Origin of the sequence: Paeniglutamicibacter sp. NPDC012692 (assembly GCF_042901625.1) — a bacterium.
Lineage (GTDB): Bacteria > Actinomycetota > Actinomycetes > Actinomycetales > Micrococcaceae > Paeniglutamicibacter.
Genome location: NZ_JBIBDE010000001.1, coordinates 1,452,661 through 1,466,815, shown reverse-complemented (window position 1 = coordinate 1,466,815; position 14,155 = coordinate 1,452,661). Strand labels below are relative to the sequence as shown.

The 14,155-nt window shown below is 63.9% G+C and carries 12 protein-coding genes and 1 pseudogene; 6 read left to right on the top strand and 7 right to left on the bottom strand.

The window, feature by feature from the left end:
* Nucleotides 1–17: 17 nt before the first annotated feature.
* From ACFY5D_RS06820 to ACFY5D_RS06810, 3 genes are all read right to left on the bottom strand, one after another.
* A complete protein-coding gene (locus ACFY5D_RS06820; protein ID WP_387526781.1) occupies nucleotides 18–1,043 on the bottom strand; it encodes a GNAT family N-acetyltransferase in 1,026 nt (341 codons plus the stop codon).
* Nucleotides 1,040–3,202 (bottom strand): S9 family peptidase, encoded by a 2,163-nt coding sequence (locus ACFY5D_RS06815; RefSeq protein ID WP_387526777.1) that lies wholly within the window; start codon nucleotides 3,200–3,202, stop codon nucleotides 1,040–1,042. Before ACFY5D_RS06815 ends, ACFY5D_RS06820 begins: the two co-directional genes overlap by 4 nt.
* Before the next feature lie 101 nt (nucleotides 3,203–3,303).
* On the bottom strand, nucleotides 3,304–3,621 hold the full coding sequence (locus tag ACFY5D_RS06810) for a hypothetical protein (protein ID WP_387526774.1): 318 nt from the start codon (nucleotides 3,619–3,621) through the stop codon (nucleotides 3,304–3,306).
* An 88-nt stretch (nucleotides 3,622–3,709) separates the two neighbouring features.
* On the opposite strand from ACFY5D_RS06810, the gene ACFY5D_RS06805 reads away from it, so the two are divergent.
* The 4 genes and pseudogenes from ACFY5D_RS06805 (at nucleotide 3,710) to ACFY5D_RS06790 (ending at nucleotide 8,047) form a co-directional block, all read left to right on the top strand.
* Nucleotides 3,710–5,149 carry a serine hydrolase domain-containing protein gene (locus ACFY5D_RS06805; protein ID WP_387526772.1) on the top strand — a complete coding sequence of 480 codons (1,440 nt, stop codon included), beginning with the start codon at nucleotides 3,710–3,712 and terminating at the stop codon, nucleotides 5,147–5,149.
* Nucleotides 5,150–5,376: 227 nt separating this feature from the next.
* Nucleotides 5,377–6,831: pseudogene (locus ACFY5D_RS06800) on the top strand (amino acid ABC transporter substrate-binding protein/permease).
* Entirely contained in the window at nucleotides 6,828–7,586 is a 759-nt protein-coding gene (locus tag ACFY5D_RS06795; protein WP_387526769.1) for an amino acid ABC transporter ATP-binding protein, read from the top strand. Before ACFY5D_RS06800 ends, ACFY5D_RS06795 begins: the two are co-directional and overlap by 4 nt.
* A 170-nt stretch (nucleotides 7,587–7,756) precedes the next feature.
* Nucleotides 7,757–8,047: an SHOCT domain-containing protein gene (locus tag ACFY5D_RS06790; RefSeq protein WP_387526767.1), complete on the top strand. Its 291-nt coding sequence runs from the start codon at nucleotides 7,757–7,759 to the stop codon at nucleotides 8,045–8,047.
* A gap of 132 nt (nucleotides 8,048–8,179) precedes the next feature.
* Here ACFY5D_RS06790 and ACFY5D_RS06785 read toward each other — a convergent pair whose 3' ends face one another.
* Nucleotides 8,180–8,989: a polysaccharide deacetylase family protein gene (locus tag ACFY5D_RS06785; protein WP_387526765.1), complete on the bottom strand. Its 810-nt coding sequence runs from the start codon at nucleotides 8,987–8,989 to the stop codon at nucleotides 8,180–8,182.
* Nucleotides 8,990–9,262: 273 nt separating this feature from the next.
* On the opposite strand from ACFY5D_RS06785, the gene ACFY5D_RS06780 reads away from it, so the two are divergent.
* Entirely contained in the window at nucleotides 9,263–9,709 is a 447-nt protein-coding gene (locus tag ACFY5D_RS06780) for a DoxX family protein (RefSeq protein WP_387526763.1), read from the top strand.
* An 89-nt stretch (nucleotides 9,710–9,798) separates the two neighbouring features.
* On the opposite strand, the gene ACFY5D_RS06775 is transcribed toward ACFY5D_RS06780, so the two are convergent.
* The 3 genes from ACFY5D_RS06775 to ACFY5D_RS06765 form a co-directional block, all read right to left on the bottom strand.
* Nucleotides 9,799–10,713 (bottom strand): MetQ/NlpA family ABC transporter substrate-binding protein, encoded by a 915-nt coding sequence (locus ACFY5D_RS06775; protein WP_387526761.1) that lies wholly within the window; start codon nucleotides 10,711–10,713, stop codon nucleotides 9,799–9,801.
* 88 nt (nucleotides 10,714–10,801) lie between these two features.
* Complete coding sequence (locus tag ACFY5D_RS06770) at nucleotides 10,802–11,518, bottom strand: methionine ABC transporter permease (protein ID WP_387526759.1); 717 nt, start codon at nucleotides 11,516–11,518, stop codon at nucleotides 10,802–10,804.
* Nucleotides 11,509–12,555 (bottom strand): methionine ABC transporter ATP-binding protein, encoded by a 1,047-nt coding sequence (locus ACFY5D_RS06765; protein ID WP_387526757.1) that lies wholly within the window; start codon nucleotides 12,553–12,555, stop codon nucleotides 11,509–11,511. Before ACFY5D_RS06765 ends, ACFY5D_RS06770 begins: the two co-directional genes overlap by 10 nt.
* 610 nt (nucleotides 12,556–13,165) lie before the next feature.
* On the opposite strand from ACFY5D_RS06765, the gene paaA reads away from it, so the two are divergent.
* A complete protein-coding gene (paaA, locus tag ACFY5D_RS06760) occupies nucleotides 13,166–14,155 on the top strand; it encodes a 1,2-phenylacetyl-CoA epoxidase subunit PaaA (RefSeq protein WP_387526755.1) in 990 nt (329 codons plus the stop codon).

Genomic DNA, 14,155 nt, shown 5'->3' with positions numbered 1-14,155 from the left:
CACGGAGGCAGGTTCCATCAGTCCGCGTAGATCTTGGCGTACAGGTCCTTGATGAACGGTTCCTTGACCGCGTTGTAGTCCATGACCAGGCCGGCGCCGCCGCCTCGCTCGTTGACCTCATGCGCGGCCGAGCGCTTGATGCGGGCGTATGCCTCCCGGTCGTCGGGATTCCGGCGCAGCCAGTCCATGTAGGACCGCATGCGCGAGGTCTCCGGGCAACCCGGGGCAAAGACGTGGAGGTTAACCGGTGGAAGCCCGCTGCCCTCCGCCGCGACCAGCAGCCGGTGGGCGTACCAGCGCGGTTCGCGCAGCCGCAGGGCGAACCCCGCGGCCTCGAGGTCCGGAACGTAGCCGGACTCGGCCGCGGGGTCGGCAACCGTCAGCACCACGTCGACGATTGGCTTGGCGGGCAGGCCCGGCACCGAAGTCGAACCCAGGTGCTCCACCGCGACGGCCTTGGGCCCCAGCGCGGACCCGATGCGCCCGGCGAGCGCGACGAAGTCGTCGCTCCAGGATTCCCGGGGCTCGACGACGGCGACCTGCACGGGTACGGGGGAGCCATTGACCCATTCCACGGAAGACGAATCCGTCTCCGGGTTCCGCACCAGCGGCAAGTGGGGCAGCACGCAGATGTAGCGCCGGTTCTCCGGCCAGCGCGGGTCGGCGGCCGAGTCGCTGCATTGGAATCCGGAGTTGAGGTAGAACCCGATGGCGTCTTCATCCGTGCGGGCCACGACCATGGCCTCTTCGAGCGCCTGCACCCGGTTCACCAGCGCCCGTGCCACGCCGTGCCGACGAAGGGCCGGTGCGACAGCGAGGTACTCGATCTCCACCGCGTAGGCATCGAGCCGCCGGTAGACGGCCAGCGCCTGCGGATCTCCGTGCGGGCCGGGCACCACCAGCAGCTCCATGTCCGCGATCTGCGCGACCAAGGCATCGAGCTCCGCACCGGTGGCGTCGCTTGCCTCGGTGAGCAGCGCCCGGAATGCGGGGTTCGTGGCGAACCCCGCGTTGGACGCGCTGGTTATTTCGGGCGTGGTCATGCCCCCGCTGGGTTCAAGCCCAGGGTGTCGAGGGCGAAGGCGTAGTCCCAGGCGCGCGTCTTCCAGCCCTCGTAGCGGCCCGAGGCGCCGCCGTGGCCGCCGTCCATCTCGATCTTCATGATGATCGGCTCGCCGCCCGTGGTTTCCTCGCGTAGCTTCGCGACCCACTTGGCCGGCTCGACGTAGAGCACGCGGGTGTCGTTCAGCGAGGTGACGGCCGCGATCTTCGGGTAGGGCAGGGCCGCGACGTTTTCGTACGGGGTGTAGGACTTCATGTACGCGTAGACCTCCGCATCCTCGATCGGGTTGCCCCATTCCTCCCATTCCAGGGCGGAGAGCGGCAGCTCCGGGTCCAGGATGGAGGTCAGCGCGTCGACGAACGGCACCTGGGCGATGATGCCCGTGTAGAGCTGCGGGGCAAGGTTCGCCACGGCGCCCATGAGCAGGCCGCCGGCGGAGCCGCCTAGGGCCACCACACGGGACGGGTCGGCCCAGCCGGTGTCCAGCAGGTACTTGGTGGAGTCGACGAAGTCGGTGAAGGTGTTCTTCTTGGTCAGTTTCTTGCCGTCCAGGTACCACTGGCGGCCCAGTTCGCCGCCGCCGCGCACGTGGGCGATGACAAAGACGACGCCTCGGTCAAGAAGGGACAGGCGGGGGATGCCGAAGCCCGGGTCCATGGACGCCTCGTAGCTGCCGTAGCCGTAGACGATGACCGGGTTCGGGGATTCGTTGGTGACGCCCGCGCGGCGCAGGATGGTCAGCGGGATCTTGGTGCCGTCCGCGGCGGTGGCCCACTCGCGGGTGGCCAGGTAGTCGGAGGAATCGTAGTTGTTGACCTGGGTCTGCTTGCGCAGGGTCAGCGTGCCGTCTGCAAGCGTGTAGTCGTAGACGCGCGAGGGAGTGAAATCCGAGGTGTAGTGCAACCGGATCATTGGCGACTCGAGCTCCGCACCGGCCAGCGAGGCGGTGTACAGCTCCTCGTCGAAGGCCGGTTCCACGGCCGGCTGTTGCGCGTCGGTGCCAAGGCCCGCCAGCGGCAGGATCTGCACGCGTTCGGTGGTGTCCTTGCGTACGGCGATGACCAGGTGGCTTGCGGTCGCCGCGGTTCCCTCGACCTTGACGGTGTCCTGGTGCTCGAGGATGGTCGCCCATTCCTGTTGCCCGTAGGGGAGGCCGACCTGGCCGGCGGGCAGGAGCGAGACCATGTTGTTCAGGGCGTCGCGGTCGTGGGTGATCACGTAGGCGCGCTCGCCCACCAAGGTGATCGGGTCCATCGAGTGCAGGATCCGGTGCTCGCGGGACAGGAGCATGACCGGGACGGCGTTTTCGTCGTTCAGGTCCAGGGCAAGGGTCTCCGAGTATTCGGAGTTGCCGATCGAGATCATCAGTTCGGTGCGGTCGGCCGACAGGTCGAAGCCGAGCCACATGCCGGGATCGTCCTCCTGGATGATGACAACATCCGTTTCCGGATCGGTTCCCAGGGTGTGGGCCTTGATCTGGTGCGGACGCCAGGACTCGTCGACGACGGTGTAGAACAGGCGGGTGCCGTCGGGGGAGAAATTCAGGCCGTAGAAGACGTTCTCGATGACGTCTGGCAGCAGCTCGCCGGTGGTCAGGTCCTTGATGCGCAGGGTGAAGCGTTCGTCGCCGGCGTTGTCCTGGGCGTAGGCCAGCAGGTTGCCGTCTTCGCTGACGGTCAGGCCGCCCAGGGAGAAGAAGGGCTTGCCTTCGGCCTCGAGGTTTCCGTCGAGCAGCACCTGTTCGCCCTCGATGCTCACGCCGGCCTCGATGGCCGGCGGAGTCCAGTCGGCGGCGATGTCGCCGGTGTCGGTTGCCGCCACGCGGCAGTGGATCGAGTATTGGGAGCCCTCGGCGGTCCGGGTGAAGTACCACCAGCCGCGCTTGCGGGCGGGCACCGACAGGTCGGTTTCCACGGTGCGTTCCTTGATCTCCTGGAAGATCGCCTCGCGCAGGGATTCCTGGTTGGCCGTGACGGCCTCCGCGTAGGCGTTTTCGGCGCGCAGGTGCTCCAGAACCTCGGGGCTGTCCTTCTCACGCAACCATTCGTAGTTGTCGATGAAGGTGTCCCCGTGGTGGGTACGGGTGACGGGGACCTTGGCGGTCACCGGTGGCTGGGGCGTCTGCTCGGTGTGGCTCATGCTCCTATTCAATCCGAACCACGGGCAGTCCGTGCGATGCTACGCCCACCGCGTACAAATCCGGTCGGATCGGGGCTGCGCGGACAGGACCGCGGGAGGCGTCAGGAAGCGGCGGGCTTCCAACGGCTGGCCTGGAAGAGCAGTGTGGCGAGCAGGCAAAGCACTCCGAGAACCAGGAACGCGAATGCCGCCGTGTTGTAGGTGGACAACATCGAAGGGTCGAAGGAGAAAGACTCGTTGTCGCCCGTCCCATTGGGGACCCGTGACTTCTCGGACCCCACTCGTTGCAGGATGAATGCGGTGAGGAACATGCCGCCGGTCAGGATCCACAATCCCAAGGCGTAGGGGTTCCGGGGTGTCGAAGGGGTCGTGGGCTTGGTCGGCGCGGCATCCGCTGCCGTGGTCTGGGAATCGCTCATGACCTGAGCCTACGCAGTCCAAACACGGTCGTGTAGGTTCGCCCCGGTGATCGGTTCGAATCGATATCCGACATGGCAGGATGGCTTCATGAGCGAAGCGGAACAACCCACAGCCAACCCTGCCGCCAACGCCGCCGTCGCCGTCTGGGAATCGGTGCTCAGGTATGCGCCAAGCTTCTTGGAAGTCGACCGTGCCGTGTCCAGGCAACCCGGCTTCCAATGCGCGGTGGGCGTTGATGGCGAATTGATAGGGGCCTTCAGTGGCGGATACGCGCACCTGGGCCGGAGCGCCAAGCTGACCAACGAGCACCTGTTCAGGGTCGCCTCGCACTCAAAGACCTTCACCACCACCGCCGTCATGCTCCTGTGCGAGGACGGGGCGCTGTCTCTCGAGGGCAGGCTCGGCGATCTGGTGCCGACTCTGGCGGACAGTGACGTTTCCGGGGTAACGGTTCGCGAGCTGCTCTCGCACTCTGGCGGAATCATCAGGGACAGTGAAAACGCGGACTTCTGGACGCTCGGACGGCCCTTCCCTCCGGAAGCGGAACTTCTGGAGATTGCCAAGTCCTCCAAGGTGCTCGAACGCAATGAACACTTCAAGTACACAAACATCGGCTACGGGTTGCTGGGCCTGGTCATCGAGGCGGCGAGCGGACTGGGCTTTGCCGAGTTTGTGACCCTGCGTATCCTCTCCCCGCTGGGGCTGGCGAACACGGGCGCGGACCTTGACGGTCGCGCGCCGGAACTCGCCGCGGGCTATGGACCTCTGGTGCTGGCGGGCATGGACCACGCGTTGGATGCGCGGATCGAGATTGAGCACATCCACACCGACTCACTGGCCGCGGCCACTGGCTTCTACTCCACGGCAAGCGACATGGTCGCCTATTTCTCGTCCCACCTGGTCGGTGCTGAACCGAGCGTGCTCAGCGACGATTCCAAGCGTCTCATGCAGCGCAAGGTGGAAGACTCGGGCGTTGCCGGCCGCGGCTACGGTCTCGGGCTCATCCTTCAAAAGGTCCAGGACCGGGACACCTTCGGCCACAGCGGAGGGTATCCCGGCCACATCACCCGTTCATGGGTTGTCCCCGAAACGGGTGTGGTGCTCAGCGTGCTCAGCAACGCGGTCGATGGTGCGGCAACTTCCTGGGGAGAAAAGCTCTTTGCCCTGGCGGCGCTCGCCGAACAGAAGACACCGGAGTCCTACAACGGCGTCGAACCCGACACGCTGTCCCGGTTCACGGGCCGCTTTGCGGCCCTGTGGGGCTTGCAGGACATCGTGGAACTGGGCGGCAAGCTGTTCATGCTCGAACCCGGGGGAGCCGTGGATCCCAGGACCACCGTGCCGCTGGAATTCGTGGATGAGCGCACCCTGAAATCGGCCGATCCCAACGGATTTGGCGGGTATCGGGAACCCGTCCACTTCGAGTTTGACGGGCGCGGTGCCAGTGCACTTCGCGGACCCGGCGGAATGCGCTTCGTGCGTCAGGAAGATTTTGTATTCCCCAAGGTGCTGCGGCCAACGAAGTAGCGAGTTGCCGACGAAGCCGCAGAAAGTTTCGTTTGCCAAAACAGGCTCACCAGCATTGATTTTCAAGAACTCTGGATCGAAAATTGGGAGCTCGTACTTGACCGTTTTCTCGGCTGGTGGTGTGACCGGCCACGCGCAGCAACTATGCTATGACCCGTGTTAAAGCCATCGCAGATTGGTGGCTTGGCCATATATGGGAGAGTGAACAAGACTTGAAAACGTCTAAAATGACAGGTGGCCCCCGTGGCTGGCTGAAGGCGGTGACGGCTGCCATGTTGGGCCTTTTCCTGCTGCTTGGTCCAGCGGGTCCAGCCTTGGCCCAGCAGGGCGACGATGGCGTCGCAGGCAAAACCTTCGTCATTGGAACCGATACCACCTTCGCGCCTTTTGAATTCCGCGAGGGGGGTGAACTGACCGGCATCGATATGGACCTGATCCGTGCCATTGCCGCGAAAGAAGGATTCAAGGTTGAAATCCGTTCTCTGGGATTCAACGCCGCATTGCAGGCGCTGAGTTCCAACCAAGTCGACGGCGTGATTGCCGGCATGTCGATCACCGACGAACGCAAGCAGGTCTACGACTTCTCAGAGCCCTACTTCGAGTCCGGGGTTCAGATGGCGGTCGACAAGAACGACAACTCCATCAAGGGCTACGAGGACCTCAAAGGTAAGACGGTGGTTGCCAAGACCGGGTCCGAGGGCGAGTCCTATGCCAAGTCGATTGCAGGGCAGTACGGGTTCACCGTCAAAGCCCTGGACCAGTCGGCAACCATGTACGAGTCCGTCAAATCCGGTTCCGCCGTGGCAGTCTTCGATGACTACCCGGTCTTGGCCTATGGCATTGCACAGAACAACGGACTTAAGACCGTCACCGACAAGGTGCCCGGCGGATCTTACGGATTCGCGGTGAACAAGGGCCAGAACACCGCCCTGCTGGCCGCCTTCAACGACGGGTTGGCCAAGTTGAAGGCCGACGGTGATTACCAGAAGATCCTGGACAAGTACCTCGCCAATCCGACCGCGGCAGTCCCCACCACCTTCGTGGACCTTTTGGTCAAGTCCTTCCCGGCACTGATGAGCGGCCTGAAAAACACGCTTTTGGTGACCTTGATTTCCTTCGCCGTGGCCATGGCGATTGGTCTTTTGGCAGGGTTCATGAAGATCTCCCACAACATCGTGTTGCGCGGCATCGCGACCACGTTTGTGAATGTGTTCCGAGGGACCCCGCTGCTGCTGTGGGCCTTCATGTTCTACTTCGGCATCCCGCAGCTGACAGGGCAGCCGATCAGCATCTGGGTGGCAGGCGTGTTGACGCTGTCGTTGAACTCCGGTGCCTATGTGGCCGAGATCGTGCGCGGCGGCATCCAGTCTGTGGATCCCGGGCAGCTCGAGGCGTCGCGTTAGCTGGGCCTGGGTTACGGCAAGTCCATGCAGAAGGTCGTGGTTCCGCAGGCATTCAAGATGATGACGCCATCCCTGATCAACCAGCTGATCATCATGCTTAAGGATTCCTCGTTGCTGCTGGCCATCGGCTTCGCTGAACTTCTCTACCAGGGCCAGCAGATCTACGCCGCGAACTTCCGCGTCACCGAGACCCTGCTGATCGTGGGCGCCATCTACTTCGTGGCCATCATGGCCCTGACCAAACTGGCAAACTACGCCGATAGGAGGTTCAACAAGTGAGTGCATCACCGGTTGAAACACAGAAGCCAGCCAAGATCACCGTCAAGGGACTGCGCAAGTCATTCGGGTCCAACGAGGTGCTTAAAGGCATCGACGTGGAAATCGGTGAAGGCGAAGTCGTTTGCATCATTGGGCCTTCAGGCTCGGGCAAATCCACTCTTCTTCGTTGCTTGAACAAGCTCGAGGAAATCTCCGCGGGACACGTCATCGTGGACGGCTTCGACGTCACCGACCCAAAGGTCGACATCAACGAGGTGCGTCGCCACGTGGGTATGGTGTTCCAGCACTTCAACCTGTTCCCCCACATGTCCGTTGCGGAGAACATCATGTTGGCGCCGGTCGAGCTCAAGAAGGCAACAAAGCCCGAAGCCCGTGAGCAGGCCTTGAAGCTGCTTGATCGTGTTGGACTTCGCGAGAAGGCGGATGCCCGTCCGGCTTCGCTGTCCGGCGGGCAGAAGCAGCGAGTGGCCATTGCCCGTGCATTGGCGATGAACCCCGGCATCATGCTCTTTGACGAAGCCACCAGCGCGCTTGACCCGGAGATGGTCGGGGAAGTGCTTCAGGTGATCCGTGATCTGGCAGCCGAAGGCATGACCATGGTCTTGGTGACACACGAAATGGGCTTTGCCAAGGAAATCGGCGATCGTGTGGTCTTCATGGCTGACGGAGTGGTTTGCGAGTCGGGCAAGCCTGCCGACCTCTTTGGCAACCCGCAACAGTCTCGCACCAAGGAATTCCTCTCCAAAGTGCTCTAGGGGGTTCGATCAAGCAATAGCGCGCCGCACCTGCAACGCGAGGTGCGGCGCGCCTCTGCGACTGCATCCGAAGGAGCATGATCAATGTTCGAGCCTCCCATGTTTTTCACCGGATCCCAGCACTATGGTTGAGGCAATACCGGTGCACTTCTTGGGAGAGGCAACAAATCATGGGACTTTTTAGAACTGCCGGACGAGCCGCAGTCGCGGGTTCAGTGGTTGGCCGTGTCCAGCGCAAGCAGCAGCTGCGATTTGCCGCCGAGGACGCTGCAGCGGCTGCGGCAGCTGCTCCGGTTGCCGTGGCGGCACCGGCGGCCGCACCCGTCGCTGCCCCGCCGTCGTCAATGGACCTGACCGACCACAAACTTTCACAGCTCAAGCAGCTGGGTGAGCTCCGTGCCGCCGGTGTGCTGACGGAATCGGAATTCCTGGGAGAAAAGGCCAAGATCCTGGCGCTGTAGGCAAGCGGCAGGAGCGGCGGATACCAACGGTAGCCCGTCGACGACGAAGGCGGTTGTGCACCCACCACTGGTGGGCGCACAACCGCCTTCGTTGCGTTCGGGAACGCGCCGGGATCCTGCCGCGCCCCCGGCTCAGTCCTTGGAGCCGGGGTGTTGGCCCGAGCCGTAACCGATGCCCGGTTTCGGGTGGCCAATGAGTTCGGTGACTGTCACGAAGTGGTAGCCCTTCGCGTCAAGGTCCTTGAGGATCGTGGGCATGGCGTCGACGGTGGACTTGTGGATGTCATGCATCAGGACGATTGAGCCGGGAACGATCTTCTCGGCGGCCTTGATCGTGGATTTGGTGTTGCGGGTTTTCCAATCGAGGGTGTCTACGTCCCACAACGCGATGGGGACGGCGAGATTCTTCTTCAGTGACCTCGGAAGCGAGCCGAACGGCGGTCGGACCAAGGTCGGCTCGACTCCCGCGGCCTGCTTGACGGCGTCATCGGTCTTTTGCAGGTCTCGCTTGGCCGCGGCAACCGACATCTTGGTCAGGTCCTTGTGCGCCCACGTGTGGTTTCCGATTTCGTGTCCCTTGGCGACCTCGTCGCGCACGATCTGCGGGTGCTTCTTGACGTTGCCACCGATCAGGAAGAAGGTCGCCTTGGCGTCGTACTGGTCCAGCAGGGACAAAAGTTCCGTGGTGTAGCTGCCGGGCCCGTCATCGAAGGTCAACGCAACGCATTTGACCTTGCTGCAATTCGGCGGTGTCCGCTCCGCCGCGGGCTTCGCCCCCTGGTCCTCAGAAGGGGGCGTTGCGGTTGCCTCCCCGGATTCCTCGGGCCCCGGGGCGAACGAGTACCTCACCCATTTTTCGCTCAGCGGGGCCGAACAACCGGCTAAGGAAAGCGTCAAGACGGCGGCGGTTGCGATGCTAAGGGCGGCAAGGCGAGAGCTCATGGTTCCTATGTTGCCGTTCGAACCTGCAAAGATCCTCAACCGGCGTGGCGTTTCGCCCAAAGCGTTAGCGAACCCCAATCTACGGCCGGCCGCGGAGACGCGTCATCCAAGCCACGCGGCGTCACATTGCCCGAGGCGAATCTCACAACGCTTGAATCTTCAACTAAATTAATGCAAAGCTTGAACCAGAACCTGCGGACCGGTTGATCCGGCCCGCCGCGCCATCCGCCACGAGTGGAGGCTGCGATCACCATAAGCCCGAAGGAAAAACCGATGGATACCTTTTCGAAAAGCCCCGCACTGACAACCGCCACCCAGACGCTATTGCGCGTGGTGGTTGGGTTCCTCTTCGCCGCGCACGGCTGGCAAAAATACGTCCAGTTCACCCTGGACGGAACGACGGCCGCCTTCGGCCAAATGGGCGTTCCCGAGGCTGCCCTGGTGGCGCCGGTCGTCGCCACGCTTGAACTGGTGGGTGGCATTGCCTTGATGCTGGGGGTGCTGACCCGCGTCTTTGCGGCGCTGCTGGCGCTGAACATGCTTGGCGCACTGGTCCTCGTGCACGCCCCGGCGGGAGTCTTCGTGGAAAACGGCGGCTTCGAACTGGTGCTGGTGCTGGCCGCCGGCGCTGTTGCCATTGCGCTGATGGGCCCCGGGCGGATTGCCGTGGATCGCTTCATCCTTGGACGCTCCCGGGCAAAGTCCGCGCTCCACGCATAAGCCGTAAAGCGGGCGAACCCCCGTGGCTGCACCGAAAGCAATTCGGTGCAGCCACGGGGGTTTTGCCGTTTGGGCCGGCAGGCCGGGCGCTACTTGGCGTCGATGGGCACCAGCAGGTCCTTGACCGACGGGTCGGTGCGGAGGAATTCCTGCACGGCGGGGTCTTGGAACGCCTTGACCAGGTTCTTGACGTTTTCGGTGTCCTGGTACTCGGTGCCGATGGTCAGCTGCCCGGCAAACTCGTCGGGCGCGGCCGGGGCAAAGATCTGCTGTTCCAGCGGGACCTTGGCCGAGACGTAGTACTCGGTGTAGCCGACGGCCGCATCCAGATCCGGCAGGGCGCGGGATTGCGCTGCGAAGTCGAGCAACTTGATCTTGATCCCCTTGGGGTTCTCCACGATGTCCTTCTGCGTCGCTTCGGCCTTGTTGATCCCGTCGGCAAGCTTGAGCAGTCCGGCGCGTTCCAGGAGCCAGAGTCCCTGGGCCTCGTTGGCCGGGTCGGAGTAGAGGGAAATGGTGGCGCCGTCGGGGATCTCATCCACCGACTTGTACTTCTGGCTCCAGATCCCGAAGCCCCAGCGGAAGACGGGGGTCGCGGCGGTGAGCTTGAAATCGGGGTTGGCCTCCAGCACCTGGCCCAGCCAGAGCTTGTGCTGGTAGATGGTTCCCGCAACCTCGCCGGTGGATACCGCGCGGTTCAGCGTCGTCGAATCGGCAAGGCCCTTGAACGCGACCTTGATGCCGTACTTGGGTGCCACCTTTTCGGCGACGAAGTTCACCAGGGCCTGTTCGGCGTGGTTGCCTTCGGCCGTGACAACCGTCAGGGTGGCACCCGCGACGTTGTTCGGCGACTTGTCTCCGCCGCCCGCGTTGATGGCCACCGTGGCGGTGACGGCTGCGACGACGGCCAGCGCGCCGACGGCCCATGGCCACTTCTTTTTCTTCTGGATGGTGAAGCCGTGGGCCTCGGGCCCGCCTGTGGTCTTGGTGTCCGTGATGGTCATGGGAGTTCTCTTTCGGGTGTGGGGGTGGGGGCGCCTGGAACGGGGGAGGAGTTCCGGCAGGGTGTGGGTGGATGGAAGGGTTTGGGTCCTAGCGGCGGCGCAGGTGCGGGGTCGTGGCCCGCACCAGGGCATCGCCAGCCAGCTGGACGATGGTGACCATGAGGATCAACAGCAGCACGGTGGCCAGCATGACCGTGTGGTCGAATCGCTGGTACCCGTAGGTCACCGCGACGTAGCCGATGCCGCCGGCCCCGATGGTCCCGGCGATGGCCGAGTACTCGATCATCGCGATGGTATTGATGGTCAGCCCGCCGAGGATCGCCGGAACCGCCTCGCCGAGTTGCGCGGTGCGGATGATCTGCAGGGGAGAGCCCCCGGAGGCCCGTGCCGCCTGGGTGACCGATCGCGGGACATCGCGCAAACAGTTCTCCACAAGCCGGGCGAAGAACGGGATGCCGGCCAGCGACATGGGGACGATGGCCGCGGCGATGCCGATGTTGGTGCCGGTGACGAACCTGGTGAACGGGACGATCGCGGCCATCAACACCAGGAACGGCAGGGACCGGCCGATGTTGACGACCCAGCTCAGCACCCCGTAGATGCCGCGGTGCTCGAAGAGCCCGCCCGGCGCCATGTTGTGCAGGGCGACGGCGATCGGGGTGCCGAGTGCCACCACGATCGCCATGACGATCCCGACCATCGCCAGGGTCTCGCCCAGGGCCGGAACCAGCAAGGCCGGCAGTTCCGTGAGGGGGGTGTCGGACAAAGCGCGGACATGCACCGCGCTGGAAAGTGTCAGGCCCATTGGAGTTGCTCCTCTTCCTTGGCGTCGGCCCCGGCCGTCGCGGGAATCCCCGCTCCGGCTTCCGGGCGCAGGGTGGCGCGCAGGCCGTGGCGGGCAAAGGCACGCTGGACCCTGCGGGCCTCGGCGCGCAGCCCCACCGTGGCGTTGCCGGTGCTGGTGCCGTCGATGCTCTGGATGGTGGCCGCCAGCAGCGCGACGGGCTCGCCGATCTCGGCGGAGACCAGCTGCAGCCAGTCGGCCGGGACGGTACGCGAATCGTAGGTGACGTACCAAGCCCGGGAGCCCGCGCCAGGTTCGGCCGGGGACAGGTGCGGCTGCAGGGCCCGGCCCAGGGCCGAATCGTGGTCGGTGAGCAGGTCCACGAGGGATCCCTGCTCCGCGATCCGGCCGTGGTCCAGCCGAGCCGCAGAGTCCGCAACGTGAAGGACGGTGTCCATTTCATGGGTGATGAAGACAACCGCAAGGTCAAGGTCGTCGCGCAGCTGGCGCAACAGCGACACCACAGAGCGCGTGGTTTCCGGGTCCAGGCCGGAGGTCGCCTCGTCGGAGAGCAATACCGAGGGGCGCAGCGCCAGCGCACGGGCGATGCCCACGCGCTGCAGCTGGCCGCCGGACAGCTCGAACGGGTAGTGGTCGGCCCGGTGCGAAAGCCCGACGCGGTCGAGCAGCTCTGCTACCCGCGACTTGGCTTCGGCGGGCGTGACGCCCAGGTACTCGAGCGGGAGGGCGATGTTTTGGGCGGCGGTGCGCCGCGAGAGCAGGCTGGCGGACTGGAAGACGGTTCCGATCCGGCGGCGGGCCACCCGGAGCTTGTGCTCCGGCAGCCCGGCGAGGTCCTCGCCGTTGACGATGACCTGGCCCGAGGTGGGCCGTTCCAGGAGGTTGATGCATTGGGCGAGCGTGCTTTTGCCTGCGCCCGAGGGGCCGACAACCGCAAGGATCTCGCCGCTTGCAACCTCCACGTCAAGGCCGTCGAGGACGGTGACGGCGTTGGCGCCGTGTCCATAGACCTTTGTGAGGTTTTTGAGGCTGATCATGAGGGGGAGCTTTCCGTCGTGGCGCGGTCCGGGGACCGTACCGTCTGGCTGGGCAGCTTCACCGGGGTGGACTGCCGTGGGGGAGTAAATCCATACTCCCGATGCCTGGCTTGTGGCGCCAGATGACGGTCACGGAGCGGCACGTGCAGTCACGCGGCGACGTATTCGTCCGGTCGATTGGGCTGGAAAACACCCTCTTTGACACAAAAGGTCACCTGCCGACACATGTGACGTCGTGTACTTGCGGGTAGCTCGGCAGCCTCTTTTGCCAAGGCGAGGCTGAAGCGCCAGTGGTACCGGTTCCGGGTGAACAAGAATAGCGCGGTGCGTGTTCGTCCGAGGCGATCCGGTTTCCAGCGCGTGCCAAGCGCGTATTCCAAGCGTTGCCCGAGCCGGTTGCGGGGCCATATTGAGTGCTGACTAGTGCGGGAACCGGTTTTGGCTGCGGTGGGAGGCGATTCGCAACTACCTTGCGGGTCCAACCTGCCAGCATGTCCAGGGCGCGGCTCGAGGTTTCGGGCTCGTAACCGATTGACGAAAAGGTGACGATCCGCATATCCTGAACGAACGGTCAGTAAATAAATGTTTTTGTCACAGTGAGGTGAGCACTATGGCTGCGCAGAATGAAAGCGGCGGAAAGCTATCCGCGGTACTTTCTCCTGAGGAGCAAGCAGGCAAGGATCGCTTCGACGCGATCATCGCCGAAGATTCCCGCATCGAACCACGAGACTGGATGCCCGAGGCGTACCGCAAGACGCTCACGCGTCAGGTATCCCAGCACGCGCACTCCGAGATCATCGGCATGCAGCCCGAGGCAAACTGGATCACCCGTGCTCCGTCGCTGAAGCGCAAGGCCATCCTGATGGCCAAGGTGCAGGACGAGGCGGGCCACGGCCTGTACCTGTACTCGGCGGCCGAAACCCTCGGCACCCCGCGCGACGAGCTCAACGAGCAGTTGCTCAGCGGACGTGCCAAGTACTCCTCGATCTTCAACTACCCGGCGCGTTCCTGGGCGGATATGGGGGCAATCGGCTGGCTCGTGGACGGTGCGGCAATCGCCAACCAGGTTCCGCTGTGCCGTGCCTCCTACGGCCCGTACGGCCGTGCCATGGTCCGCGTGTGCAAGGAAGAATCCTTCCACCAGCGGCAGGGCTTCGAAATCCTGCTCGAGCTCGCCAACGGCACCGAGACCCAGAAGAAGATGGCGCAGGACGCCATCAACCGCTTCTACGCCCCGTCCCTGATGATGTTCGGCCCGACCGATGACGAGTCCCCGAACTCCAAGCAGTCGATGGAATGGCGTATCAAGCGCCACTCCAATGACGAACTGCGCCAGCGTTTCGTCGGCATGATCGCCGAGCAGGTCAAGGTCCTTGGACTGACCCTGCCGGATCCGGAATTGCACTTCGACGAGGAATCCGGCAAGTGGATCCACAAGGAACTTGACTGGGAAGAATTCAAGGCGGTGATCGCCGGCAACGGTCCGGTGAACTCCCAGCGACTGGAGCGCCGCCGCCAGGCCCACGCCGAAGGTGCGTGGGTTCGTGAAGCAGCAGCGGCATACGCCGCGAAGATGGCTCGAAAGACTGAGGTTGCCTAA